Source organism: Kitasatospora sp. NPDC048239, from assembly GCF_043202015.1.
GTDB lineage: Bacteria > Actinomycetota > Actinomycetes > Streptomycetales > Streptomycetaceae > Kitasatospora.
Map to the genome: position 1 here is coordinate 135,725 of NZ_JBICZP010000004.1, position 25,067 is coordinate 160,791.

The following is a 25,067-nucleotide window of genomic DNA, read 5'->3' on the forward strand; positions in this document are numbered from 1 at the left end:
CCGGCGTGGACCCCAACCACTACCGGTTCAGCGGCGCCTGGCTCCTCGACGCGCCACCGCACGCCGTGTACGCGGCACTTGAGGACGTGCCGCGCTACCCGTTGTGGTGGCCGGACATCCGCACCGCGCGGCAGACCGGCGCGGACACCGGGGAGGTGGTGATCCGGGCCCTGGTGCCGTACCGGCTGGTCCTCGTGCTGACGGCGGCGCGGCGCGACCCGGCGGCCGGGGTGCTGGAGGTCGCCATGGACGGCGACCTGGTCGGCTGGTCGCGCTGGACGATCGGCCCGGACGGCGCCGGCACCCGGGCGCTGTTCGAGGAGGAGACCCGCCCCGGCAAACCGCTGCTGCGCCGTCTCGCGCGCCCCGGCCGACCGGTGTTCCGGGCCAACCACGCCGTGATGATGCTGCGCGGGCGGCGCGGCCTGCGGGCGTACCTGGCGGGCTGAGCCGCCCCGGGGGCGCGGATCCCGCCGGGGGGCGGATCCCGCCGGGGGCGCGGTCAGTCACGGGGACGGTCAGTCACGGGGGCCGAAGAGCCAGCCGCGCAGCAGGCGGGTGACCACCGGCAGCGCCGCGTACGTCATCAGGGCGCTGATCAGCGGGGCCGTGACCAGCGAGCGGACGGCCACCGGGAGGCCGGCCAGGTACGGGTTGAGGAACAGGCCCGCGGTGATGGTGAGCGGGGCGATCGCGATGGTCGAGGCGACCGCCATCCGCCAGCGCACCGGCGGACGGCGGCGGTCCGCGCCCGGGGTGGCGGCGAACCAGCCCTCCATGCCGAGGATCTCGTGCCGGTGCACCTCCACGTGGTGGCCGTCCGCCTTGGCGAAGCAGGCCGCCCGGGCCGGGGAGTCCTGCCAGGAGCGGAAGGCGGCGGCGTCCCGGAAGTGCAGCAGCAGGTGCCAGGGGTCGTCCGGTCCGGCGGGGCGCAGCAGACCGGTGCCCAGGTTGCCCTCGTGGGCGGAGGCCGCGCCGAGGATGCCCTTCGCCCACTGCTCGAACGCCTCCTCGTGTCCGGGCTCCACCCGGCGGGCCACGAAGAGGGTGACCTCGTCCTGCGCGCCCGGCCCGTTCGCCGCGCCCCCGGGCCCGGCCGTCCCCGTCGGCGCCGACGTCCCTGCCGCTGTCGTCCTGGTCGTCCCTGCCATCCCCGCCACTCCCCTGGTGCCAGCCCTGCGAGCCGCCCCCGCTGGTGCGGCAGAGCGCAGCGTACGGCGCGCGGAGCGGCCCGCGCGCCCCTGACCGCGCCGGGCGCAGGCGGAACCGGGCCATCGTCCGGCACTCCCCCGCCCCCGGCCCGCCGGTTTCGGCGGATCGTCCGTAGCCGCCGCCCCCGCGTGCGGCCGGGGCTACCGTGGCCACACGACCCGCCGTGGCAGCCCGCGCTGCCCGCCCGCCGACCGGGAGGCCCCTGCCATGACGCGACCGCCGGACGGGTTCGGCTTCGACGCCCCCTTCGACCGCTCCGGCACCGGCAGCAGCAAGTGGGCCCGGGCCGGCGGCGGGGCCGGCGGGGTGATCGCGATGGGGCTGGCGGACATGGACCTGCCCGGCCCGCCGGCCGTGGCCGAGGCGCTGGCGCGGCGGGCCGCGCACCGGGCGTACGGGTACACGGCCTGCGACCCTGCGGGCCGGGAGCTGGTGGCCCGCTGGTACCTCGAACGGCACGGCGCCGCGGTGGATCCGGAGTGGGTGCTGCTGCTGCCGTTCGGGCCGCGGACCGCGCTGCGGCTGCTGCTGGAGGCGCTGCGCCCGACCGGGCCGGTGCTGTTCCCGACACCCGAGTGGGGCGGGTTCGGGCAGCTCTGCCGGGCCGCCGGGCTGCCGTACGAGGAACAGGCCCTGGTCCAGGAGGGGGCGGGCTACCGGCTGCCGCTGGAGGCGTTCGCCGGCCGCCGGGTCGGGGCGGTGCTGCTGAGCAACCCGCACAACCCCTCCGGCCGGGTCTGGACCGCCCGGGAGATCCGCTCGCTGGCCGAGGCCGCGGCGGGCGCCGGGGCCGTCCTGGTCTCCGACGAGGTGCACGGCGACCTCACCCACCCCGGCCGCCGGCACCCCGTCGCGGTGGTGGCGGCGGGCGGGCTGCGGGCGCACACCGTCACGCTGAACTCCGTCGGCAAGACCTTCAACTGCTCCGGCATCCCCAGCTGCTTCGCGCTCGTTCCCGACCCGGCGCTGCGCGGGCGCCTCGCCGAGCTGATGGCCGGGTACGGCCTGTGGGAGGGCGGCCTGGTCGAGCAGCTGGTGCAGCAGGCGGCGCTGCGCGAGGGCGGGCCGTGGCTGGACGCCCTGCTGCGCCACCTCACCGCCGCCCGGGACCGGCTGACCGGGCTGCTCGGCCCGGCCGTCCGGTCCCGGCCGGAGGCCTCGTACCTGCTCTGGGTGGACGCCGTCGCGCTCGGCCTGCCGGCCGTCGGCGCCGGCCCGGCGCTGCTGGCGCACTGCGGTCTGGAGGCCTCCGACGGCGCGGGCTTCGGCCCCGGCGGGGAGGGCTCGCTGCGGCTGAACTACGCCCTGCCGGGCCCCGTCCTGGAGACGGTGTCCGAGCGCCTGCGGCGGCTCGGATAGCACCCCCCCGGACACCCCCTCCGACCGCGGCGGCGCCGCCATTTCACCCGATCGCACCATGCCTGACCTGCGCGGATACCCGTTCACAGGATGTTTGCGGGGCGGCCTGGCATGGTCCGTAGCAGACTGGGCAGGGTAGACCGGGCCGCAATCGTGATCCCGAGGATGGTGAGTCCGGTGATACCCGTTCGCCCGACCAGTCCGACCGACCGGCAGAGTGCCGGACCGCTCCCGAGCGGGGTGACCCCGCTGACCGAGTCCGCCGCCCGCAGCCATGTGGCCGGCGTCTGCTTCAAGATCGGGCCGCCCCGGCTGGTCGGGGTCGAGGTCGAGTGGTTCGTCCACGACGACCGATGTCCCACCAGCCCCGTCCTACCGGAGCGGCTGCACGCCGCGATGGATTCGCTGCCGCTCGGCGGCCCGGACGGCGCATCGCTCCCCTCCGGGTCGCTGCTGACCCTGGAGCCCGGCGGCCAGGTCGAGCTCAGCTCCCCGCCCGCCACCAGCCTCACCGCCTGCGTCGACGACACCCGGCGCGATCTCGCCGCCCTGCGGGCCGCCTTCGCGGCGCAGGGCCTGCGACTCACCGGCACCGGCACCGATCCGCTGGCCCGCCCCCGTCAGATGGTCCTGGACCACCCTCGCTATCTGGCGATGGAACGATTCTTCAACTCCGCCGGGCCCTGGGGCCGGATCATGATGACCGGCACCGCCTCCGTCCAGGTCTGCCTGGACGCGGGCGCCGCGGGCGGCCCGCACGCGATGGACCGCCGCTGGCGGCTGGTCCACTCGCTGGGGCCGGTCCTGGTCGCCGCCTTCGCCAACTCCCCGCTGCTGGACGGCCGGCCGACCGGCCACCGGTCCACCCGGCAGACCGTCTGGTCCCGGATGGACCCGACCCGCACCCTCGCCCCGGACCCGGACCACGGCGACCCGCGCGAGGCCTGGGCCCGGTACGTGCTCGACGCCGAGGTGCTCTGCATCCGCCGACCCGAGGGCCTGCCCTGGACGGCGCCGGTCGGCCTGACCTTCCGCGACTGGCTGCGCGGCGCGGGCGAGCGCCCGCCCACCCTGGCCGACCTGGACTACCACCGCACCACGCTCTTCCCGCCGGTGCGCCCGCGCGGCCACCTGGAGCTGCGGATGATCGACGCCCAGCCCGGTGACGGCTGGATCGTCCCCGCCGCCCTGGTCACCGCGCTGCTGGACGACCCGGTCGCGGCCGACGCCGCGCTGGCCGCCCTGGAGCCCCTGGAGCGCCCCGACGGGCCGCGCCCGCCCCGCAACGACGTCTGGCGCCGGGCCGCCACGCTGGCCACCGCGGACCCGGCGCTGCGCCGCGCCGCGCTCGCCTGCTTCGCCGCCGCCGACGCCGCACTGGGCCGGCTGCCCGGCGCCGACGGCCTGCGCACCGCCGTCGGCGAGTTCGCCGAGCGCTACCCCGCGCGAGGCCGCTGCCCCGGCGACGACCAGCTGGACGCCCTGCGCTCCGGCACCCGACGCACTCCTCCGGAGGAGGCCGCACCATGATCGACGACGCCCGCCCGACCGGCGCCCCCGCCGGCGCCCAGAGCCCCGCCGCAGCGCTCCCGAAGACCCCGCAGACCGCGCAGACCGCGCAGACCCCGCCGCCCGCCGTCGTGCCCTGGGAGAACCTCTCGCGGGAGGCCCTGCGCGAGGCGATCGCCACCGAGCTGCTGACCGCCCGCGCCCGCACCGCCGCGCTGACCGACTGCGTCGAGGACCCGGACCTCACCGCCCAGCACTCCCCGCTGATGTCGCCGCTGGTCTGGGACCTCGCGCACATCGGCAACCAGGAGGAGCTCTGGCTGCTGCGCAACGTCGGCGGCCGCGATCCGCTGCACCCGGAGATCGACCCGCTCTACGACGCCTTCGAGCACCCGCGCGCCGAGCGGCCCAGCCTGCCGCTGCTGCCGCCGGGCGAGGCCCGCGCCTACGCCCACGACGTCCGCGGCCGGGTCCTCGACCTGCTCGCCGCCAGCCCCCTGGAGGGCGCGCCGCTGCTGGACGCCGGGTTCGCCTTCGGCATGATCGCCCAGCACGAGCAGCAGCACGACGAGACCATGCTGATCACTCACCAGCTGCGCCGGGGGGAGCCCGCCCTGGCCGCTCCCCCGCCGCCGTCCGCCCCGGCGGACGCGGCCGCGCTGCCCGCCGAGGTGCTCGTCCCCGCCGGGCCGTTCACCATGGGCACCGACACCGAGCCCTGGGCGCTGGACAACGAGCGGCCCGCGCACCGGGTGGAGCTGCCGGCCTTCCGGCTGGACACCACGCCCGTCACCAACGGCGCCTACCAGCGGTTCATCGCCGACGGCGGCTACGACGACCCGCGCTGGTGGGCGCCCGAGGGGTGGCAGCACCGCCTGCAGGCCGGGCTGAGCGCCCCGCTGTTCTGGCGCCGCGAGGGCGGCGGCTGGCTGCGCCGCCGGTTCGGCCTGCTGGAGCCGGTGCCCGAGGACGAGCCCGTGCTGCACGTCAGCTGGTACGAGGCGGACGCCTACGCCCGGTGGGCCGGGCGGCGGCTGCCGACCGAGGCGGAGTGGGAGAAGGCCGCCCGGCACGACCCGGCCGCCGACCGCTCCCGCCGCTACCCCTGGGGCGACCGGCCGCCCGCGGCCGAACACGCCAACCTGGGCCAGCGGCATCTGCGCCCGGCCCCGGCCGGCAGCTACCCGGCGGGCGAGTCCCCCTACGGCGTGCGGCAGTTGATGGGCGACGTCTGGGAGTGGACGGCCAGCGACTTCCGTCCGTACCCGGGCTTCCGGGCCTGGCCGTACCGGGAGTACTCGGAGGTGTTCTTCGGCCCGGAGTACAAGGTGCTGCGCGGCGGCTGCTTCGCGGTGGCACCGGTCGCCTGTCGGGGCACCTTCCGCAACTGGGACTACCCCGTCCGGCGCCAGATCTTCGCCGGGTTCCGCACCGCGGCCGACCCGGAGGCCGGCTGATGTGCCGCCACCTCGCCTACCTGGGAGCCCCGGTGACGCCCCGGGAGCTGCTGGTGGAGCCGCCGTTCGGGCTCTACCGGCAGTCCTGGGCGCCGCGCACCCAGCGCTACGGCACGGTGAACGCGGACGGCTTCGGCCTCGGCTGGTACGCCGACGGGGACGAGGTGCCCGCCCGCTACCGGCGGGCCGGGCCGATCTGGGCGGACGCCTCCTTCGCCGACCTCGCCCGGGTGATCCGCACCCGGGCGCTGCTGGCGGCCGTCCGCTCCGCCACCGAGGGCTGCGCGGCCGGGGAGACGGCGGCCGCGCCGTTCGCCGCCGGGCGCTGGCTGTTCAGCCACAACGGCGCGGTCGACGGCTGGCCGGCCAAGCTGGACGCGCTCGCCGCGCTGCTGCCGCCCGCCGAACTCCTCGCCCTGGAGGCCCGGACCGACTCGGCGCTGCTCTGGGGCCTGGCCCTGCACCGCCTGCGGGCCGGAGCCGGCCTCGGCGAGGCACTGGCCGGCGCCGTCGCGGACACCGCCGCGCACACCACCGGCCGGCTCAACCTGCTGCTCACCGACGGCCGCACGCTCGCCGCCACGGCCTGGGGCGACACCCTGCACCACCGGACCCTGCCGGACGGCGCGGTCCTGGTCGCCTCCGAGCCGTTCGACGACGACCCGGCCTGGACGGCCGTTCCGGACCGCTCGCTGCTGCTGGCCGGACCGGACGGGATCACCGTCCGGCCGCTCTGAGCGACCCGTCCGCACCTCCACCATCCTTCACCTTGTGAATAGAGGACTCACCTGTCATGAGCACCTTCGATCTCATCCGCCTGCTGCCCGCCGACCACTTCAGCACCGCCCTGCGGCACGACGTGCAGCACGGTCTGACCTCCGAACCCAAGTGGCTGCCGCCGAAGTGGTTCTACGACGCGCGGGGCAGCGAGCTGTTCGAGGAGATCACCCGGCTGCCCGAGTACTACCCGACCCGCGCCGAGCGGGCCATCCTGACCGCCCGGGCCGACGAGGTCGCCGCCGTCACCCGGGCCCGCACCCTGGTGGAGCTGGGCTCGGGCTCCTCCGAGAAGACCAGGCTGCTGCTGAGCGCGCTGCGCGGCCTCGGGACGCTGGACAGCTACGTCCCGGTGGACGTCAGCGAGAGCGCGCTGGCCGCCGCCGGCGAGGCACTGGCCGCCGACTACCCCGGGCTGTCCGTGCACGCCGTGCTGGCCGACTTCACCGCCCGGCTCGCCCTGCCCCCGGACGGCGGCCCACGGCTGGTCGCCTTCCTCGGCGGCACCCTCGGCAACCTGCTGCCCGCCGAGCGGGCGGCCTTCCTGCGCGGCCTGCGCGCCACCCTCGACCGGGGCGACTTCCTGCTGCTCGGCACCGACCTGGTGAAGGATCCGGACGTCCTGGTCGCGGCCTACGACGACGCCGCCGGGGTGACGGCCGAGTTCAACCGCAACGTGCTCAACGTGCTCAACCGGGAGCTGGCCGCCGACTTCGACCCGGAGGCGTTCGCGCACGTGGCGCGCTGGGACGCCGAGCACGAGTGGATCGAGATGCGGCTGCGCTCGCTGCGCACCCAGACCGTCAAGATCCCGGCCCTGGACCTGCCGGTCCACTTCGAGAAGGACGAGGAGCTGCGCACCGAGGTCTCCGCGAAGTTCCGCCGGGAGCGGGTCGCCGAGGAGCTGGCCGCGGCCGGCCTGCGGCTCGCCCACTGGTGGACGGACGACGAGGGACGGTTCGGACTGTCGCTGGCCCGACCCATTTGATAGTTCACTTTACTAATAGACAAAGGGACTTGCCGGGCATCCCACGTACAACACTTGAACATTGACGGGTTACGATCGCGGCTACCAAGCTCAGCGTTGAGTACCAGGAGTCAATCTCGTGAGCGTCACCAAGCAGCCCTCGGAGCTCGCGGCGGCGGAGGCCCGGCCCTCCGACCGCCTCGGCTTCGTCGTCTTCATCACCGCCGCCGCGGCCCTCGGCGGCTTCCTGTTCGGCTACGACAGCTCCGTGATCAACGGCGCGGTCTCCGGCATCCAGGAGCGGTTCGCCGTCGGGGACGGCGTGACCGGGCTGATCGTGTCCTCCGCCCTGCTGGGCTCCGCGGTCGGCGCCGCACTGGCCGGCCGGTTCGCCGACCGGTACGGCCGCATCAAGGTGATGAAGGCGGGCGCGCTGCTCTTCGCGGTGAGCGCGGTCGGCTCGATGCTGCCGTTCTCCGCCTGGGACCTCGCCCTCTGGCGGGTCCTCGGCGGAGCGGCCATCGGCATCGCCTCGGTGATCGCCCCGACCTACATCGCCGAGGTCGCCCCGACCAGGTACCGCGGCCGCCTGGCCTCCTTCCAGCAGGCCGCGATCGTGCTCGGCATCGCGATATCCCAGCTGGTCAACTGGGTGCTGGCGGACGCCGCCGGCGGCGACACCCGCGGGCGGCTGCTCGGCCTGGAGGCCTGGCAGTGGATGCTCGGCATCTGCGTCGTGCCGGCCGCCGTCTACTTCGTGCTGTCCTCGATGATCCCCGAGTCCCCGCGCTACCTGATCGCGGCCGGCCGCCTGGACGAGGCCCGCACCGTGCTGGGCGAGGTCGAGGGCACGGGCTGCGACACCGACGCCCGGATCGCCGAGATCCAGGGCCTGATCGCCTCCGACCACCGCCCGCGCTTCCGCGACCTGCTGGGCGGCCGGTTCGGCCTGCTGCCGATCGTCTGGGTCGGCATCGGCCTCTCGGTCTTCCAGCAACTCGTCGGCATCAACGTGATCTTCTACTACTCGTCGATCCTCTGGCAGTCGGTCGGCATCGACCAGGGCGACTCGCTGCTGATCAGCTTCATCGGCTCGGTCATCAACATCCTCGGCACCGTGGTCGCGATCCTGCTGGTCGACCGGATCGGCCGCAAGCCGCTCGCGCTGATCGGCTCGGCCGGCATGGCCGTGGCGCTCGGCGCCTGCGGCTGGGCGTTCTCCTCGGCCACCGGCAGCGGCGACAACGTCGTGCTGCCCGACCTGCAGGGCACCGTCGCGCTGATCGCCGCCAACGCCTTCGTGCTGTTCTTCGCGATGTCCTGGGGCGTGGTGGTCTGGGTGATGCTCGGCGAGATGTTCCCCAACCGGATCCGGGCCGCCGCACTGTCCGTCGCGGCCTCCGCGCAGTGGCTCGCCAACTGGGCGATCACCGTCTCGTTCCCGTCGCTGTCGCGCTGGAACCTGTCGGCGACCTACCTGGTCTACGCCGCCTTCGCGGCCCTGTCGATCGTCTTCGTGGCCCGCTTCATGAAGGAGACCAAGGGCGTCCGCCTGGAGGACATGGGCTGATCCGACGGTCTGACCGGCTGACCGGCCCCCGCACCCTAGCGCCATCCGCGCGGTGTGGGGGCCGATTCGCTCACTCCCTGCGCCGGGGCACGCACATCCGGTACTCCTGTTCGCCAGGAGGGATGTGTCCTTGATCTTCAATCGGCTTCGTACCCGCGGCCCGCGCAGACCCGCGGCGGCTCCGGCCGGCGGCTGCCCGTACGCCCACGCGCACACCGTTCCCGAGGCGCCGCTGCTGCCCGAACCGCCGCCCCGGGCCGAGCACTTCACCGACCCCGACGAGGCCGCCAGCTTCATCCGGCAGTTCCACCGCGAGCAGCCCGCCGCCGGGGACCCGGTCGAGCGGGTGCGCGCGGTGCTCGACGAGATCGACCGCACCGGCACCTACGCGCACACGGCCGCCGAGCTCGGGTACGGCGCCAAGCTCGCCTGGCGCAACGCGGCCCGCTGCATCGGCCGGCTGTACTGGCGCAGCCTGGTGGTGCGCGACCTGCGGCACCTGAGCGCAGCCGACGACATCGCCGCCGAGTGCTTCGAGCACCTGCGGCTGGCCGGCAACGACGGCCGGATCCGCCCGGTGGTGTCGGTGTTCGCCCCCGACCGGCCGGGCCGCCCGGCCGCCCGCATCCTCAACCAGCAGCTCGTCCGCTACGCCGGACACCCCGTCGAGGGCGGCTTCGTCGGGGACCCGGCTGGCGCCGCACTGGCCGCCCGCTCCCGGGACCTCGGGTGGAAGTGCGGCGAGGAGCGGTTCGAGGTGCTGCCGCTGCTGGTCCAGGAGCGCCCGGGGGCCCGGCCGCAGTGGTACGAGCTGCCGGACGACACCACGCTGGAGGTCGAGCTGACCCACCCCGACCACCCCTGGTTCGCCCGGCTGGGGCTGCGCTGGTACGCGGTGCCGGCGATCAGCGACATGACGCTGGAGATCGGCGGGGTGCACTACCCCACCGCACCGTTCAACGGCTGGTACATGGGCACCGAGATCGGCGCCCGCAACCTCGCCGACGCCGACCGCTACGACATGCTGGCGGAGGTCGCCGAGCGGCTCGGCCTGGACACCTCCAGCGACCGCACGCTCTGGCGGGACCGGGCGCTGGTGGAGCTGAACGTGGCGGTGCTGCATTCCTTCCAGGAGGCCGGGGTGACCATGGCCGACCACCACACCGAGTCGGAGCGGTTCCTGCGGCACGTGGCCCAGGAGAAGCGGCTCGGCCGGGACACCCCCGCCGACTGGAGCTGGATCGTGCCCCCGGTCTCCGGCGGGCTCACCCCCGTCTACCACCGGTACTACGACCCGGTGGACCCTTCGCTGCGGCCGGCCTTCACGGCCCGCTCGCCCTGGTGAGCCCCGGGGACGGTGCGTTCGTAGCGTAGGGCGAGGCCGTCGAGGAGCGCCTCCAGCCCGGTCTCGAAGGCGCCCTCGTCGATCGCGCCGCGGTGCTCGGCCAGCCGGTGCGCCTCGCCGAGGTGCGGGTAGTCGGCGGCGTCGTAGAGCCCGGCGTCCTCGGGGAAGCCCGCGGCGAACGAGGCGAGCGCCGAGCCGGTGACGAAGTACCGCATCAGCGCGCCGATCCGGGTGGCCTGCCCGCGCGGCCAGCCGGCCTCGACGAGGCAGCCGAAGACGGCGTCCGCCAGGCGCAGCGCGTTCGGCCGCCGCCCGGGGCCCTGGGCGAGCACCGGGACGATGTTGGGGTGGGCGGCCAGCGCGGCGCGGTAGGAGCGGGCCCAGTCGCGCAGGGCCTGCGGCCAGGGTGCGGCGGCGTCCGCGAACATCGACAGGTCGACCTCGCCCATCACGCTGTCCACCACGGCGTCCAGCAGCTCGTCCTTGGTGGCGAAGTGGTTGTAGAGGGAGGGCCCGCTGACCGAGAGCCCGGTGGCGAGCCGGCGGGTGGAGAGGGCGTCCAGGCCCTCGGCGTCGACGAGTTGCAGAGCGGCCGTGACGATGCGCTCGCGGCTGAGCAGGGGGGTGCGCGGGCGGGCCATCGTCGCGGTTCCTCCGGTCGAGTGGGGTGTGGACCGATTCTGGCAGGCGCCTCTTCCCAGTGCGGCCCGGTCGGCGCTACAGTCCCGGTAAAACTTGCAGCGCTAGTTTAATCGAGGCCGCCATGGATCTGGAGCTGTCCGAAGAACAGGCCGCCGTCCGCGAGCTCGCGGCGGGGTTCACCGACCGCGAGATCGCGCCCCACGCCGCCGCCTGGGACCGCGCCGAGTCCGTCGACCGCGCGATCGTCGGCAAGCTCGGCAAGGTGGGCTTCCTCGGCCTGACCATCCCCGAGGAGTACGGCGGCAGCGGCGGCGACCACCTCGCGTACTGCCTGGTCCTGGAGGAGCTGGGCCGGGGCGACTCCGCCGTGCGCGGCATCGTCTCGGTCTCGCTCGGCCTGGTCGCCAAGTCCGTCAACGCCTACGGCAGCGAGGAGCAGAAGCGCCACTGGCTGCCCCGGCTCACCTCCGGCGAGGCGCTCGGCTGCTTCGCGCTCACCGAGCCCGGCACCGGCTCGGACGCCGCCAACCTCACCACCCGGGCGGTCCGGGACGGCGCGGACTGGCTGATCAGCGGCGCCAAGATGTTCATCACCAACGGGACGTGGGCCGACGTCGCCCTGGTCTTCGCCCGGACCGGGGAGGAGGGCCACCGGGGCATCACCGCCTTCCTCGTCCCCACCGACCTGCCCGGCTTCACCCGGACGGAGATCCACGGCAAGCTCGGCCTGCGCGGCCAGGCCACCGCCGAGCTCGCCTTCGACGGCGTCCGGGTGCCCGACTCCGCCCGGCTCGGCCCCGAGGGCAAGGGCTTCGGCGTCGCGATGGCGGCGCTCGCCAAGGGCCGGATGTCGGTCGCCGCGGGCTGCGTCGGGATCGCCCGGGCCTGTCTGGAGGCCGCCGTCCGCTACGCGGGCGAGCGCGAGCAGTTCGGCCGGCCGATCGCCTCGCACCAGCTGGTGCAGGAGCTGCTCTCCGACATCGCGGTCGACGTCGAGGCCGCCCGGCTGCTCACCTGGCGGGTCGCCGACCACATCGAGCGCGGCCTGCCGTTCGCCACCGAGTCCTCGGTGGCCAAGCTCTTCGCGAGCGAGGCCGCCGTGCGGGCCGCCAACAACGCGCTCCAGGTGTTCGGCGGCTACGGCTTCATCGACGAGTACCCGGTCGGCAAGTACCTGCGCGACGCGCGGGTGATGACCCTCTACGAGGGCACCAGCCAGATCCACAAACTGCTCATCGGGCGTTCGCTCACCGGCGTCAACGCCTTCTGACCGCCCCTCATCGGATAAGGAGCCCGACGACGTGCGTCCTGTCTACTTCGCCGCAGCCCGCCGCACACCCATCGGCCGGCTGCGCGGAGCGCTCGCCACGGTCCGCCCGGACGACCTCTCGGCCACCGTGCTGCGCGCCCTGGTCGCCGACCTGCCCACCCTCGACCCCGCCCGGATCGACGACGTCTACTGGGGCGCCGCCAACCAGGCCGGCGAGGACAACCGCAACGCCGCCCGGATGGCCGTGCTGCTCGCGGGCCTGCCCGACACCGTGCCCGGCGCCACCGTCAACCGCCTCTGCGCCTCCGGGCTGGAGGCCGTCACCATGGCCGCCCGGGCGATCGGCTCGGGCGAGGCCGACGTCGTCCTGGCCGGCGGCTGCGAGTCGATGACCCGCGCGCCGTTCATCCTCCCCCGCCCCGACGAGGCGCTGCCGCACCGGATCGAGACGTACGACACCCGGCTCGGCTGGCGGCTCACCAACCCCCGGATGGCCGAGCTGCACGGCGTACTCGCCATGGGCGAGACCGCCGAGGAGGTCGCCACCCGGTACGGCATCGGCCGCGAGCGCCAGGACGCCTTCGCGCTGCGCAGCCACCAGCTGGCCGCGGCCGCCCGCAAGGACGGTCTCTTCGACGCCGAGCTGATCCCGGTCGAGCGGCCCGACGGCGTGACGGTCCGCCAGGACGAGGGCATCCGCGAGGACTCCAGCCTGGAGAAGCTGGCCCGGCTGAAGCCGGCGTTCCGGCAGGGCGGCACCGTGACGGCGGGCAACGCCTCCCCGATGAACGACGGCGCGGCCGGCCTGGTGCTGGTCAGCGAGGAGGCGCTGGGCGACCTCGGGCTCCAGCCGCTCGGCCGGTACGTCGCGGGCGCCTCGGCCGGGGTGCACCCGGACGTGATGGGCATCGGCCCCGTCCCGGCCACCCGCAAGGCGCTGGGCCGGGCCGGCTGGTCGCTCTCCGACCTGGCGGAGGCCGAGCTCAACGAGGCCTTCGCCGCCCAGGTGCTCGCCGCCGTCGACCAGCTCGGGATCGACCCCGACCTGGTCAACCCGACCGGCGGGGCGATCGCCCTGGGCCACCCGCTGGGCGGCTCCGGCGCCCGGATCCTCACCACCCTGCTGCACCGGATGCGCCGTACCGGCGGCCGGCGCGGGCTGGCCACCATGTGCGTGGGCGTCGGGCAGGGCACCGCCGTCCTCGTCGAGAACGTCTGATCCCCTCCAAGGAGCTGCTGTGACTCGTTTTTCAGGCAAGGTCGCCGTCGTCACCGGTGCGGCGCAGGGCATCGGCGCGGCCACCGCGCGGCTGCTGGCGCAGGAGGGTGCGGCCGTCGCGGTGGTCGACCTGACCGCCGAGCGGGCCGCCGGGACGGTCGAGGAGATCACCGCCAAGGGCGGGACCGCCCGCGCGTACGGCTGCGACGTGGCCGACTACGACGCGGTGGAGGCGGTCTTCGCCGAGGTCGCCCGCGACCTCGGCGGGGTGCACGTCCTGGTGAACAACGCCGGGATCACCCGGGACAACCTCTTCTTCAAGATGCCGAAGTCCGACTGGGACACGGTGCTGACGGTCAACCTGACCAGCGCCTACAACTGCAGCCACGTCGCGCAGAAGTACATGGTGGCGCAGAAGTACGGCAAGATCGTCTCGCTCAGCTCGCGCTCGGCCCTCGGCAACCGGGGCCAGGCCAACTACGCCGCCGCGAAGGCCGGCATCCAGGGGCTGACCGCCACTCTGGCGATCGAGCTGGGCCCGTTCAACATCAACGTCAACGCCGTCGCCCCCGGGTACATCGCCACCCCCATGACGGCCGCCACGGCCGAGCGGGTCGGCGCCACGGCGGAGGACCACCAGACGGAGGTCGCCGCCCGGACGCCGCTGCGGCGGGTGGGCCAGCCGGAGGAGATCGCCTCCGTCGTGGTCTTCCTGGCCAGCGAGGACGCCTCGTACGTCAGCGGGCAGACCCTGTACGTCAACGGTGGGGCGCGCTGAAACACGACTGACGTTTCGTCAGACCATCGGCCCAGGTGGAGGGTTACCTTCGCCTGGGCCGGCCTTTACCTTTTCCCGTGGCCAGGCATGACCATGCCGGCGGTACCAAATGACTATGGCATGATCATGCGGCACTCGATGGGATGGCCGGACCACCCGACCTGACCAGGTCGGGCCCTGCGTCCCAAGGAGTCCCATGGGCAGCTCCGCGCCCCTCCGCGCCCTGACCCTGCTCGCCGCCGGGGCCACCGCCCTGACGGCCGGCACCGTCGCCGTGCCCGTCGTCGGCACCGCCTCCGCCACCGCGCAGCCCGCGGCCGCCGTCCACGTCCGCCCCGCCTCCAGCGGCCACGTCAGCGCCATCGGGCGGACCGCGCCACTGCCCACCTCGCAGTGCGTCGGCGAGATCGGCATCCACTGCTACTCGCCGCTCCAGTACCGGACCGCCTACAACCTGGACCCGCTCTACAAGGAGGGCATCACCGGCAAGGGCCGCACGATCGTCATCGTCGACTCCTTCGGCTCGCCGACCATCCAGCACGACCTGGAGACCTTCGACAAGCAGTGGGGCATCCCGGACACCCAGGTCGAGGTGGTCAAGTGGGGCGACGTCCCCGTCTTCGACCCCACCAACCCCGACCACACCGGCTGGGCCGGCGAGACCACCCTCGACGTCGAGTACGCCCACGCCATCGCCCCCGACGCCCACATCATCCTGGTCGAGACGGGCGTCGCCGAGACCGAGGGCACCACCGGCCTGCCCGAGATGATGGACGCCGAGAAGGCCCTCATCAAGGCCGGGCGCGCCGACGTCATCTCGCAGAGCTTCGGGGCCACCGAGAACACCTTCCCCGGCTTCGACAAGGGCGACTTCAAGTCGCTCACCGACCTGCGCTACGCCTTCAAGGAGGCCGCCGCCCACGACGTCACCGTGCTGGCCGCCTCCGGCGACGCGGGGGCCACCGACTCGCAGGCCAACGGCGAGGACCTGTACCCGTACAAGGTCAACTCCTGGCCCTCCTCCGACCCGCTGGTCACCTCCATCGGCGGCACCCAGCTCAGCCTGGACGACGCGGGCCGGCGGACCGCGCCCGACAAGGTCTGGCACGACAAGTACGGCGCCGGCGGCGGCGGGGTCTCCGGCGTCTTCGAGCGCCCCTGGTACCAGGCGGGCGTCGCCTCCGCCACGGGCGACCACCGCGGCACGCCCGACATCAGCATGAGCGCGGCGGTCGACGGCGGCGCCTGGACGTACGAGTCCTACGACCCGACCTCCGCCGGGTGGCACATCACCGGCGGCACCAGCGAGGCGACCCCGATCTTCTCCGGCGTCGTCGCGCTCGCCGACCAGCTCGCCGGCCACCGCCTCGGCCAGCTCAACTGGCGCCTCTACGGGCTGAACCTGCTGCCCTCGCAGTGGAGCGGCCTGGTCGACGTGACCACCGGTGACAACTCCTGGGACACCGTGACCGGCTACCAGGCCGGCAAGGGCTACGACCTCGCCAGCGGCCTCGGCACCATCGACGGCGCCCGCTTCGTCCACGCGGTGGCGGGGCGGTAGCACGGGTTGAGGTGAGGAGCAGGAAGTCGGCCGGGCCGACTTCCTGCTCCTTCGGCGTTCCGCCGTCGGGCGGGGGTGGCCGGCGGGTGCGGTCTGCGCTCGTCAGGCGTGGTCGGCGCCCGCCGCGGCGAGCTGGGCCAGGTAGCGCTCGGCGGCGCGGAGCTTGCGGCCGTCGGTGCCCGGCAGGTAGGCGCGGAGCTCGATGATCTCCGGGGCGATCCGGATGGCCTCCGTACGGTCCTTGATCGCACGCCAGCACGCCTCGGCGTTGGTGGCCGCCTGCTGGGTCTCCGGGTGGTCCGGGCCCTGCGCGCGCAGCAGGGTGAGGGCCACCTCGCGGTAGATGTCCGCCGCCTCGGTGACCCGGCCGGCGAGGCGGGAGACGTGCGCCCGGACCTGCCTGACCTGGAGCACGGGGGCGGAGAAGGCGCCGTGCTCGGCGATCGCCTCCAGTTCGAGCGCGAAGGCGAGGTCGGTGGCGGCGGCGTGGTCCCCGGCGTCCGCGCTGCGGACGATCCGGCCGATCACCTCGCGGTAGTCGGCCCGGGGCGGCGTGGCCGGGGGGTCGTCGGTGGCGGCCTCGGCGGCGGCCTCGGTGGCGGCCTCGACGGGGGCGTCGGCGGGGGTGTCGGCCGGGGCGGGGGCGGGGGTGGCGTCAGACGGTTCGTCGGCGGGCTCGGCGTCGCTCGGCTCGGCAGCGGGCTCGGCGTCGCTCGGCACGGCAGCGGGCGCGCCGTCGCTCGGCTCGGCAGCGGGCACGGCGTCGCTCGGCACGGCGTCCAAGGGCTCGGCGGCCGTCGGCTCGGGGACGGGGGGCGCGGGCGCAGCGGGCGCCGCCTCGGCCGCGTCCAGGAGGGCGTCCGCCTCGGGCACCGCATCCACCGGCGCAGCGTCCGTCGGCACGGCGCCCACCGGCACCTCATCCACCGGCAGGGCGTCGAACGGCAACGCGTCCACCGGGCTGGCCTTGGCCAGCCTGACGCCGGCGGAGGCCACCGCCCGCCAGGCGTACGCCTTCAGCAGATTGACCGGCCGGGCCGGGGGCGGCGGGGTCGGCGGGACGGCCGCCTTCAGCAGGCTGACCGGGCCGAGCAGCTCCGCGGCCACCGGCGCCGCCGCTGCCGAAGGCGCCGGCGCGGACACGGACTCGGACACGAACGGGGCCGCGGGGGCCGGCACGAACGCGGGCGCGGCTGCCGGGGCCGGCACGGGGGCCGCGTCCGCCATCGGCATCCCCGCCGGGGCCGCCGGCTTGTCGAGCGTGACGGCGGGCCGGCCCGGCGCGGGGTGCGGCGCCGAGGGACGGGGCAGCACCGCGGGCGGGCGACGGCCCTCGAACGGGACGGAGTCCAGCAGCGGGCCCTCGGCGCGGCGGGCGGTGTTGCGGAAGAACGGGCGGTCCGGCGCATGGGTGGCCAGGATGGCCACGTCGGGCCGCAGCACCGAGTACACCTGCTGGCGCAACTGCTCCGGCGTCAGGACGGCGTCCACGCCGGGCCGGCCGCCGTGCAGGGCCTCGATCAGCGCGCGGGTGAAGGTGCCGATCTGCTCCGGGTCCGGGCTGACCACCGCCCAGAGCGGCAGCCCGTCGGTGAGCGGTGAGACGGGGCTCTGGAGGAACGGCCAGGCGTTCTGATCGGCGCTCAGGTCGGCGATGACCAGGGTCGGCCAGTCGGCGGGCCGGTGCCGCAGCTCGGCGGCCACGGACTGCCAGGGCAGGCCGTCCTGCCGGACGCTGCCGGGCTTGGAGTCACGGAGGGTGAGGTGGAGCTGGCCGCTGCGCTTGTCCGCGACCAGGTGGCCGCCGAGGTGGACGAGCAGCGGTCCGGGGTGGCGGGCGGCCGCCCGCAGGTGGGCGAGGACGGTGTGCGGGTCGCTGGCGCCGGGCAGGTGGACGGCGTCCACGGCGTCGGCCGCGAGCAGGACCTGCGGTGAGACGGCGGCGAGCATCGCGGACAGCACCGGCGCCTGGGTGGGGCCTCCACGGCCCCAGGTGCGGCGGCCGGAGTTGCCGTAGCCGCCCTCGACGACGAGGATCCGCCCGCGCGGTCCGCCCGGTCCGAGTCCGCCGGGGGCGCCGAGGCCGCTCACCCCGTGGGCGGGCGTGGCGCCGGGCGCGGTGAACGGCGGCGGTGTCGCCGCGGGCGGCGGGGCCACCAGGGGGATCCCGGTGACGGTCCATCCGGTCGGCGGTGCGACGGGCGCGGCCGGGGGCTCGTACAGCGCGGCGGGGCCGGGGGTGTGCTCCTCGTACGGGTTGCCCGGCGGCCCCGGCGGCGGCACGGCATCCGCCACGGGTTCCGGACTCCCGGGGACAGCCGTAGCCTCCGCCATCTCTGGTCACCGCCCCGCCCCGCCGCTGAACGGCGTCTGATGCCCTTGCCCCGTGGTGCCGTCCACCACGTCTGTTTCCGCCACCCTACGAGATCCCGGCACACCCGATCCAGGCCGGGTCGGCCCGACGGCCGCTACCGTACAGCGATGACGGATGCCGCACCGCCTCTTCTCTTCCTCGATGTCGACGGGCCGCTCCTCCCGTTCGGGGCGACACGCCATCAGTTCCCGAACGGGTACCCGACCCATCGGACGGCCGGCGGGCCGCCGGGAGCCGACCGCAATCCGCTGCTGGACCGGATCGATCCGGCCCTCGTGCCGGCCGAAGCAGGTGCAGACGTCCCGGGAGAGCGCGCTGCCCGCCGGGGCCGGGTCTGGTTCGTTCGCCATGCCGCACACGAGACCGGACCGGGAGGGTCTCTCCACCCGTCGACAGGCGCCCACCGGAGCGAGGTCCAGGGGGCCCGCTGGTCAGACCGTCAGTTCCCCGATCAGTCGGCGGTAGGTGTCGAAGGCGGGCTTGGGGGTGTAGTCGTCCCGCAGGAGGCCGAAGCGGTCGAACAGGCCGGTGCCCGCGCTGTCGGCGTCGCGCAGGTCGAAGAAGGAGTACCCGGTGAGGTTGAGCTCCTCGCGGAGTCCGGCCACCGCGCGGATCACGGTCTCGACGACCTCGGCCTGGCGCTGCTCGGTGCGGTCCGGTCCGGTGGGCCAGCCGTTCTCGCAGATCCGGATGGGCACCTCGCGGCCGATGCCGGCCTTCGGGAGGCTGGTGTCGCGGAAGGCGGTGAGGACCGCGGCCACCGCGCCGGGCAGTCGGTCCGCCGGCTGGGGGTGGAAGACGTCGGGGAAGAAGTCCAGGCCGACGTAGTCCAGGGAACGGTGGAAGCGGTCGTCGGCCAGCGCGCCGAGGTCCGGCCAGAAGGTGTCGGCGGGGTCGAAGGTCGGCACCGCGTTGAAGCCGACGGCGATGTCGTGGCCGCAGGCCCGGGCCTCCTCCTTGGCCGCGATGACGCCCTGGACCAGGGCACGGAGCACGTTCGGCATGCTGCCGTCGAGGGCCGGGAGGTCCAGGTTGGGCTCCTCGCAGAGTTGGAGCGTCGCCAGGTGCGGGCCGTCGGTCCGCACGGTGGCCCGGACGAAGTCCAGCCAGCCGTCGAGTTCGTCGCCCGGCTCGCGGAACGTGAGCACCAGGTCGAGCCTGCGGCCTTCGCCGAGGTAGCGCACGGGGTCGGCCGGGGTGGCGCGGGTGTCCGGGCCGTCGCCTGCCGGGTAGGGGCGGTAGGCGCGGACCAGCAGGGTCGGGGCATCGCCCTGGAGCCGACGCAGCGCGGCGGTGATCCCCTCCGGCCGGTCGGGGCTGACGGGGTGCACGATGCCGGTGTCGCTGCCCAGGGCGGCGCCCGGGTAGATCCCGAAGGTGAAGGTCATGGATCCCACCCTAGACGAAATTTTTGGTGTCACACCAATTTTGCTGCGACCCTATGATTCAGGCCATGGGACTCCGTGAGCTCAAGAAGCAGCAGACCCGGGCCACCCTCGCCGACACGGCGACCGGGCTCTTCCTCCAGCACGGCTTCGACCAGGTCACCGTGGCCGAGGTCGCCCGGGCCGCCGGGGTGTCCGTGAACACGGTCTTCAACTACTTCCCCACCAAGGAGGACCTGTTCTTCGACCGGCAGAGCGAGGTGGAGGCGCAGCTCGCCGAGCTCGTCCGCACCCGGCCGACGGGCCGCTCCGCGGCCGGCGCCGTCCGCGACGGGCTGCTGGCGGCGCTCGAACGCGACGAGCCGACCCTCGGGCTGAACGACCAGGCGAAGCCGTTCTGGCAGGTGGTCGCCGACAGCCCCGCCCTCCAGGCCCGCGGCCGCGAGATCGCCGAACGCTCCGAGGCCGCGCTCGCGGCGGCCCTCGCCGAGGAGACCGGGGCCGCCCCGGAGGACCCGCTGCCCCGACTGCTCGCCGGGGCCATCGCCGGGGCCTACCGGGCGACCACCCACGAGATCCACCGCCGGGTGGTCGCGGGCGAGCCGGCGGAGGAGATCAGGCGCTCCGTCCTCCTCGCCACCCGGCAGGCCTTCGACCTGCTGCAGTCAGGACTCGACGGCTATCCGCCCCCCGCCGACCCGCGCCCGGGCCTCGGCCCGGGCCCCGCATGACGTCCACGATGCGGGGCCCGGCCGGGCGGAGGTCGGGGTGCGCCCCCGCCCCGGGCCGCTTCAGACCGAGGCTGCGGCGATGCAGAACTCGTTGCCCTCCGGGTCGGCCATCACGACGTGATGCCCGTCGAACTCCTCCAGGACGGCCCCGCCCGCCTTCACCAGCCGCTCGGACTCCGCCTTGATCCGCGCCCACCGCTCATCGGGACCACCGTGCCCCGGCACCCGGACGTCGATATGAAGCCGGTTCTTCGCCGTCTTCGGTTCGGACACCGTGAGGATGGAGAGTCGGGGGCCGACGCCGTCGGGATCGCAGAGCCACGCCCCGCCGTCCGCGGAGTCGTCCTCCGGCAGGTCGAACTGCGCGAGCCACTCCTCGCGCGTCTTGAAGGGCGCAGGCGGCGGCTCGTCGATGTAGCCCAGTGCCGTCTTCCAGAAGTCGGCGAGGAGCCGTGCGTTCGCGCAATCCAGGGTCAGATCGATTTTGGCTGCCATGACGGGACGGTACTGCCGACCTCTGACAGCCACCGACCGTCACCACGGCTCGCGATCCACCGGGTGCGCTCGGACGGCGCAAATGATCCGCCGACAGTGCTCACGGTTGAGGACCCTCCTCCCGGGCCGATGGTCACGCCCCCGACAGGAGGTCGCGGAGCAGGGCCACGGTGTCCGCGTCGAGCTCGCGGCCGGTGCGGCGGCTGAGGGCGTCGAGGCGGTTGACGGCCCGCAGCAGCTGGTCGCGGGCGCCGGCCGAGGCGTAGGCGTAGAAGAGGTCGCGGTGCAGGAGTTCGACGTCCGGGGCCACGGCGAGGCCGCGGAAGACGGCGGCCTCGGCGCTGCGGTGGTCGCCGTACTGGAGGCGGCGGGCGGCGAGTTCGTGGGCGGTGTCGACGATCGCGGCGATCATGTCCTGCCGCTCGGCCTCGGCCCAGCCGTACGCGGCGGGCGGCGCCTCCGCGAACGGTGCGCCCCGGACCAGGGCGAGGGCGTGGGCGAGGGCCGCGTCGGCGGTGGCGCTGGTGCTGCGCATGCCGCGGCGGTAGAGGCCGCGGAACTCGTCCCAGTCGCAGGTCACGGTCGGGGCGAAGGAGTAGCCCTCGGCGGTGTCGGTGGGCAGGAAGGCCCGGCCCTCGGGCGAGGTGCCGAACCAGGCGGCCAGGTCGCCGAGTTTGCCGGGCAGCGGGCTGGTGGCGTCGGCGGCGGTGGGGTGCGGGTCGAGGTGGGCCGCGCCGGGGTGCAGGTCGTGGTCCAGCGCGGTGTGGTCGGCGCCCGGGCGCAGCGCCAGGTAGGCGGCGAGCTCGGTGAGCCGGGGCAGCGCGGCGGGTTCGGCCGTACCGCCGGCGCTGACCACGTCGACCGGGCCGAGCAGTCGGATGCGGGGGGCGGTGCGGACGGCGTGCGCCTCCGGGGAGCGGAGGATCGCGAGCAGGTCGTCGCAGTCGGTGCGGCCGGAGGTGGTGCGGGCCACCGGGGCGGCGGCGGCCGGGCCGGGCTCGGGCTCGGGCTCGGCGGCCGGCTCCGGGCGGGCGGGGATCCGCGGGTCGGCACCGGTGGGCGCGGGCGCCGCGTCGTGCGTCGGCGCGGGCTCCGGTACCGCCACGGGCGCCGGCTCGGCCGCGGGGGCCGGCTCGACGGCGGGTGCCTGCTCGGCCGGGGGCGCCGGCGGGAGGGGCTGGACGGGGACGACCACCTCGGCGCCCGTGGGCAGCCGCAGGTTCTGGGTGGTCTCGTCCAGGTCGGCCTCCGGCTCCTCCTCCAGCCGAGGCTCCGGCCGCGACTGCGGCTCGGACTGCACCAGGGGGTGGCTCGCGTGCCGGCCGAGGCCGTTGACCAGGTAGCGGCCGGGCCCCGGCATGGCCGGCGCGGCCGGGTCGGTGCCCGCGAACGGGCTGACGCCGGTGCCGATCACCCGGGCCAACAGCCGCGGACCGGCCGCCTCCGCGCCGTCCGCGCCGTCTCCGGGGCGCTCCCCCGGAGCGCCGACGGCGGCCAGCACCGGGACGGGGGCGGGGAGTTCGGCCGGTTCGAGGTCGATACCCGGGCCGTCCAGGGTCCAGGCGGGGGCCGGGTGCTGGGTGGTGTCGTCGGCGGCCCGGAGCAGCTCGGTGACCTGCTCGTACTGCGAGCCGGTCAGGCGCTGCAGCTCCAGGGTGAGGTGCAGGCCGGGGATGGTGGCCGGGCCGGTGCTGGGCAGGGTCCAGCGGGCGACCGGACCGGTGCCTCGCTCGGGTGCGCGGGTGATCACGGCGACGCAGGTCCGGGGGCGGGCGTCGAGCAGCCGGCCGAGCTCGGCGGGGATGTCGCCCCCCGGCTGGTGGGCGCAGAGCACGATCTCCGGGACCCAGGACTCGTCGGCCTCGCCCCGGCTGCGTGCGTCCCGGGGGCTGGCGGCGTCGGCGGCGACCAGCGTGGCGCGGGCCTTGGCGGTGCGCGGGCCGAGGGCGGTGAGGGCGGCCTCCAGGGTGGTGTGGCGGTGGACCCGCTCGGCGGCGGGACCGCTGATCGGCAGCTCCTCGGCGAGGTCGACCAGGTGCAGGTGCAGGCGGTCGGCGAGCGGGCTGTGGGCCAGCTCTATGGCCAGGGTGCGCATCACGTCGCGGGCGTCGTCGGGGTGCCCGGAGAGGTGGAGCAGCCGGACGGTCTCCAGGTCGGCCAGGACCACCGAGCCGTCGGGGGCCGAGCCGAGGGTGACCAGCGCCGGGTAGGGCGCGGCGGTCTTCCGGGCCTGCGAGGGCGAGAGCAGGTCGCCGGAGTCGGCGGCACACCACCAGACGTTGGGGGCGTGGGCGGCGCGGAACGGCGCGATCGGCGCGGCCGGGCCGGAGAGGTGGAGCTCGATCGTGCGGCCGGGGGTCAGCCGGGCGGCGACGATGGCGGGCAGCCGCTTGCCGCCCCGGACGGTGTTGCGGGCCATCGTGCGCAGGGCGCGGTCGAGCAGGTCGAGGCCGCTGTCGTCCTGACGGGCCTTGAGCTCGGCCTCGAAGGCGGCGGCCGGGGTGGCGGGCAGGGCGATGCGGTGGCGCGGGCGGCGGGCGCGCAGCTGGGTGCCGCGCTTGTGGGCGACGGTGCCGACCATCATCGCGGCGAGCAGCACACCGACCGTGGAGGCGGCGAGGGCGACGGTGTAGTCGTCGCTCGGGGCGTCCTGCGCGTGCGCGGCCGGGGCCGGGGCGTGGGCGGCGGGCGCCTGGGTGGCCGGCGCGGGTGCCGGGGTGGCGGGGGCCGGGGCCTGGGTGGCGGGGGCGGGTGCCGGGGTGGCCGGCGGCGCAGGGGCCTGGCCGACCGGCGGCTCGGGAGCAGGGGCCGGAGCGGGAGCAGGCGCAGGGGCCGGAGCAGGAGCAGCCGCCCCCGGCAGCGTCAGCACCATCCCCGGTACCACCACATCCGGATCGGTGAGCGTCTCACCGTCCGGCGCGGCGGCGCCCCGGTTCGCCTCGAAGAGCTGCGGCCACGCCTCGGCGTCCCCCAACTCCCGCTGGGCGATGGCCGACAGGCTGTCACCGGCGCCGACCGTCACGGTCGTGTGCCCGCCACCGGAAGTCCCCGACTGGGGGACCGGTGCGGGCGCCGGGGCGGGAGCCGGCGCCGTGTCCGCCTTCGCGTCGCCCGGCATCAGCAGCTCCCAACCGGGCTGGATCGGCCGGTCCGCATCGAAGCGGACACCCGAACCGTCCATCACCCGGCCGTCGTTGAGCTTGGCGATCTCCACCCACCGCTCGCCCGAGCCGAGTTGGCGCTCGGCGATGGACCAGAGGCTGTCGGCCGGCCGGCTGTCCCGCACGGTGTACGCGGGCTGCTGGTCGGCGGCGGGCGCCACCGCGGGCGCGGCCTGCGCGGCGGGCAGCGCGGCCCGCTGCGCCCCGATCGTCAACTGAGCTGGTGCGGAGGCGGACTGGGCCCGGTCCGGGGCGGCCGCGAAGGCCGAACCGGCCACCGGCAGCAGCGCGATCACCGAACCGACCAGGCCCGCCGCGACCCGCTGGCTCCAGCCGAACGCCGGGATCCGGCGGGCGATCCGCCCGCGCAGCTGCGCCGGGATCTCCAGCAGCACGGAGGCCGCGAAGCACAGCCAGCCGAGCCAGCCGACCACCACCAGCAGCCAGAGGAACAGCCGCCCGTCGTCCGGGCTGGTCAGCAGCTGCCCGAGGCCGTCGGGTGCGACCTCGCCCATCGCGGCGACCGCCCGGGTGCCGTAGAGCAGCAGTGCGGGGACGCCGGCCAGCAGGCCGAGCAGGGTGACCAGTGCCGCGAGCGCGGTGATCACCGAGCCGCCCCGGCGGCCCCGGCGCGGCGGCAGCGGTGCCGGCCGTCGGCCGGCTCCCGGGGAGGCGGGCGTGCCGTGCGCCGAACGTCGGGCGCGGGCTTGGTCCTTGGCGCGTGGCGCGGCCATCAGTCGGTCTCCGGTTTCTCGACTCCGTGGACGAGGGTGGCGCTGCCCTTGCCCTTCACCTTCCGCTTGCCGAGCTCGCCCAGCAGGACCGGCTTGTAGTCGGCCGTCACCGTGACGGTGACGACCCTGCCGTCCGGGGAGAACTGGACGTCGTCGACCGCCAGACCGTAGGCCCGTTCGTACAGGCCCAGGTAGCTGTTGACGGCGTCCTTGGCGTACTGCTCCTTGACCTTGTACCCCTCGCCCTGGAGCACGGCCGCCTCGTCGAGCTGCTGGCCGACCACCCGGGCGGCCTCCAGCGCGACGCCGTCGGTCCGCTCGGCCACCCGCAGGCGGCCGCCTGCGTCGACCACGAGGGCGATGACGAGGACCAGGAAGGCGGAACAGATCGCCACGAAGATCGCGATCGATCCGCGGTCCGACCGTCCGCGGCGCCCGCGGGCACGCCGGGCGCCCCCGCCGAGCCCTGCAAGCCGTGCGCGCCCCATCGCGCCCCCTCCCCTACCGCCGTCTCCCCCGGC

General features: G+C 75.2%; 20 protein-coding genes. 13 read left to right on the plus strand and 7 right to left on the minus strand.

Annotated elements, in window-relative coordinates; translation table 11 throughout:
* The first annotated feature begins 5 nt into the window (after positions 1-5).
* Positions 6-449 (plus strand): SRPBCC family protein, encoded by a 444-nt coding sequence (locus ACGFZP_RS11920; RefSeq protein WP_392931232.1) that lies wholly within the window; start codon positions 6-8, stop codon positions 447-449.
* 69 nt (positions 450-518) lie between these two features.
* Here the strand turns inward: ACGFZP_RS11920 and ACGFZP_RS11925 are convergent, their stop codons facing one another.
* Complete coding sequence (locus ACGFZP_RS11925; RefSeq protein WP_392931234.1) at positions 519-1,151, minus strand: antibiotic biosynthesis monooxygenase; 633 nt, start codon at positions 1,149-1,151, stop codon at positions 519-521.
* A gap of 268 nt (positions 1,152-1,419) precedes the next feature.
* On the opposite strand from ACGFZP_RS11925, the gene ACGFZP_RS11930 reads away from it, so the two are divergent.
* The 7 genes from ACGFZP_RS11930 (at position 1,420) to ACGFZP_RS11960 (ending at position 10,196) form a co-directional block, all read left to right on the plus strand.
* The gene (locus tag ACGFZP_RS11930) at positions 1,420-2,571 is read left to right on the plus strand and encodes an aminotransferase class I/II-fold pyridoxal phosphate-dependent enzyme (protein WP_392931235.1); all 1,152 of its coding nucleotides are present in this window, start codon (positions 1,420-1,422) and stop codon (positions 2,569-2,571) included.
* Between the two features lie 177 nt (positions 2,572-2,748).
* Positions 2,749-4,101, plus strand: coding sequence for an ergothioneine biosynthesis glutamate--cysteine ligase EgtA (gene egtA, locus ACGFZP_RS11935; RefSeq protein ID WP_392931237.1), 1,353 nt, complete (start codon positions 2,749-2,751; stop codon positions 4,099-4,101).
* Positions 4,098-5,537 (plus strand): ergothioneine biosynthesis protein EgtB, encoded by a 1,440-nt coding sequence (gene egtB / locus ACGFZP_RS11940; RefSeq protein ID WP_392931239.1) that lies wholly within the window; start codon positions 4,098-4,100, stop codon positions 5,535-5,537. The genes egtA and egtB overlap by 4 nt, the downstream gene beginning before the upstream one ends.
* Positions 5,537-6,274 carry an ergothioneine biosynthesis protein EgtC gene (gene egtC / locus ACGFZP_RS11945; RefSeq protein ID WP_392931240.1) on the plus strand — a complete coding sequence of 246 codons (738 nt, stop codon included), beginning with the start codon at positions 5,537-5,539 and terminating at the stop codon, positions 6,272-6,274. Before egtB ends, egtC begins: the two co-directional genes overlap by 1 nt.
* Before the next feature lie 56 nt (positions 6,275-6,330).
* The gene (gene egtD, locus ACGFZP_RS11950) at positions 6,331-7,302 is read left to right on the plus strand and encodes an L-histidine N(alpha)-methyltransferase (RefSeq protein ID WP_392931242.1); all 972 of its coding nucleotides are present in this window, start codon (positions 6,331-6,333) and stop codon (positions 7,300-7,302) included.
* Between the two features lie 118 nt (positions 7,303-7,420).
* Positions 7,421-8,851, plus strand: coding sequence for a sugar porter family MFS transporter (locus ACGFZP_RS11955; protein WP_392931244.1), 1,431 nt, complete (start codon positions 7,421-7,423; stop codon positions 8,849-8,851).
* A 130-nt stretch (positions 8,852-8,981) separates the two neighbouring features.
* Positions 8,982-10,196 (plus strand): nitric oxide synthase oxygenase, encoded by a 1,215-nt coding sequence (locus ACGFZP_RS11960; RefSeq protein ID WP_392931246.1) that lies wholly within the window; start codon positions 8,982-8,984, stop codon positions 10,194-10,196.
* Here the strand turns inward: ACGFZP_RS11960 and ACGFZP_RS11965 are convergent.
* Entirely contained in the window at positions 10,139-10,837 is a 699-nt protein-coding gene (locus tag ACGFZP_RS11965) for a TetR/AcrR family transcriptional regulator C-terminal domain-containing protein (RefSeq protein ID WP_392931248.1), read from the minus strand. The two genes, ACGFZP_RS11960 and ACGFZP_RS11965, sit on opposite strands and share 58 nt — an antisense overlap.
* A 122-nt stretch (positions 10,838-10,959) precedes the next feature.
* Between ACGFZP_RS11965 and ACGFZP_RS11970 the strand changes: the two genes are divergently transcribed.
* From ACGFZP_RS11970 to ACGFZP_RS11985, 4 genes are all read left to right on the plus strand, one after another.
* Positions 10,960-12,108 carry an acyl-CoA dehydrogenase family protein gene (locus ACGFZP_RS11970; protein WP_392931250.1) on the plus strand — a complete coding sequence of 383 codons (1,149 nt, stop codon included), beginning with the start codon at positions 10,960-10,962 and terminating at the stop codon, positions 12,106-12,108.
* Between the two features lie 31 nt (positions 12,109-12,139).
* Positions 12,140-13,327, plus strand: a complete 1,188-nt coding sequence (locus ACGFZP_RS11975) for a thiolase family protein (protein WP_392931252.1) — start codon at positions 12,140-12,142, stop codon at positions 13,325-13,327.
* 19 nt (positions 13,328-13,346) lie between these two features.
* Complete coding sequence (locus ACGFZP_RS11980; protein ID WP_392931254.1) at positions 13,347-14,105, plus strand: beta-ketoacyl-ACP reductase; 759 nt, start codon at positions 13,347-13,349, stop codon at positions 14,103-14,105.
* Positions 14,106-14,301: 196 nt separating this feature from the next.
* Positions 14,302-15,666, plus strand: coding sequence for a S8 family serine peptidase (locus ACGFZP_RS11985; protein WP_392931256.1), 1,365 nt, complete (start codon positions 14,302-14,304; stop codon positions 15,664-15,666).
* Positions 15,667-15,768: 102 nt separating this feature from the next.
* Here ACGFZP_RS11985 and ACGFZP_RS11990 read toward each other — a convergent pair whose 3' ends face one another.
* Positions 15,769-17,961: a hypothetical protein gene (locus ACGFZP_RS11990; RefSeq protein WP_392931258.1), complete on the minus strand. Its 2,193-nt coding sequence runs from the start codon at positions 17,959-17,961 to the stop codon at positions 15,769-15,771.
* Positions 17,962-18,471: 510 nt separating this feature from the next.
* Positions 18,472-19,428, minus strand: a complete 957-nt coding sequence (locus ACGFZP_RS11995) for a hypothetical protein (RefSeq protein ID WP_392931260.1) — start codon at positions 19,426-19,428, stop codon at positions 18,472-18,474.
* Between the two features lie 65 nt (positions 19,429-19,493).
* Between ACGFZP_RS11995 and ACGFZP_RS12000 the strand changes: the two genes are divergently transcribed.
* Positions 19,494-20,156, plus strand: coding sequence for a TetR/AcrR family transcriptional regulator (locus ACGFZP_RS12000; RefSeq protein WP_392931262.1), 663 nt, complete (start codon positions 19,494-19,496; stop codon positions 20,154-20,156).
* 60 nt (positions 20,157-20,216) lie between these two features.
* Here the strand turns inward: ACGFZP_RS12000 and ACGFZP_RS12005 are convergent, their stop codons facing one another.
* From ACGFZP_RS12005 to ACGFZP_RS12015, 3 genes are all read right to left on the minus strand, one after another.
* Positions 20,217-20,651 carry a VOC family protein gene (locus ACGFZP_RS12005; RefSeq protein WP_392931264.1) on the minus strand — a complete coding sequence of 145 codons (435 nt, stop codon included), beginning with the start codon at positions 20,649-20,651 and terminating at the stop codon, positions 20,217-20,219.
* A 133-nt stretch (positions 20,652-20,784) separates the two neighbouring features.
* On the minus strand, positions 20,785-24,546 hold the full coding sequence (locus tag ACGFZP_RS12010; protein WP_392931266.1) for a BTAD domain-containing putative transcriptional regulator: 3,762 nt from the start codon (positions 24,544-24,546) through the stop codon (positions 20,785-20,787).
* On the minus strand, positions 24,546-24,941 hold the full coding sequence (locus ACGFZP_RS12015; RefSeq protein WP_392931268.1) for a hypothetical protein: 396 nt from the start codon (positions 24,939-24,941) through the stop codon (positions 24,546-24,548). Before ACGFZP_RS12015 ends, ACGFZP_RS12010 begins: the two co-directional genes overlap by 1 nt.
* Positions 24,942-25,067: the final 126 nt, after the last annotated feature.

Bases quoted from the DNA above. Each gene is read 5' to 3' on its own strand.
- ACGFZP_RS11925 (WP_392931234.1), bottom strand. From the start codon at position 1,151: ATGGCAGGGACGACCAGGACGACAGCGGCAGGGACGTCGGCGCCGACG.
- ACGFZP_RS11930 (WP_392931235.1), top strand. From the start codon at position 1,420: ATGACGCGACCGCCGGACGGGTTCGGCTTCGACGCCCCCTTCGACCGC.
- egtB (WP_392931239.1), top strand. From the start codon at position 4,098: ATGATCGACGACGCCCGCCCGACCGGCGCCCCCGCCGGCGCCCAGAGC.
- egtC (WP_392931240.1), top strand. From the start codon at position 5,537: ATGTGCCGCCACCTCGCCTACCTGGGAGCCCCGGTGACGCCCCGGGAG.
- egtD (WP_392931242.1), top strand. From the start codon at position 6,331: ATGAGCACCTTCGATCTCATCCGCCTGCTGCCCGCCGACCACTTCAGC.
- ACGFZP_RS11965 (WP_392931248.1), bottom strand. From the start codon at position 10,837: ATGGCCCGCCCGCGCACCCCCCTGCTCAGCCGCGAGCGCATCGTCACG.
- ACGFZP_RS11970 (WP_392931250.1), top strand. From the start codon at position 10,960: ATGGATCTGGAGCTGTCCGAAGAACAGGCCGCCGTCCGCGAGCTCGCG.
- ACGFZP_RS11985 (WP_392931256.1), top strand. From the start codon at position 14,302: ATGGGCAGCTCCGCGCCCCTCCGCGCCCTGACCCTGCTCGCCGCCGGG.
- ACGFZP_RS11995 (WP_392931260.1), bottom strand. From the start codon at position 19,428: ATGACCTTCACCTTCGGGATCTACCCGGGCGCCGCCCTGGGCAGCGAC.
- ACGFZP_RS12000 (WP_392931262.1), top strand. From the start codon at position 19,494: ATGGGACTCCGTGAGCTCAAGAAGCAGCAGACCCGGGCCACCCTCGCC.
- ACGFZP_RS12005 (WP_392931264.1), bottom strand. From the start codon at position 20,651: ATGGCAGCCAAAATCGATCTGACCCTGGATTGCGCGAACGCACGGCTC.
- ACGFZP_RS12010 (WP_392931266.1), bottom strand. From the start codon at position 24,546: ATGGCCGCGCCACGCGCCAAGGACCAAGCCCGCGCCCGACGTTCGGCG.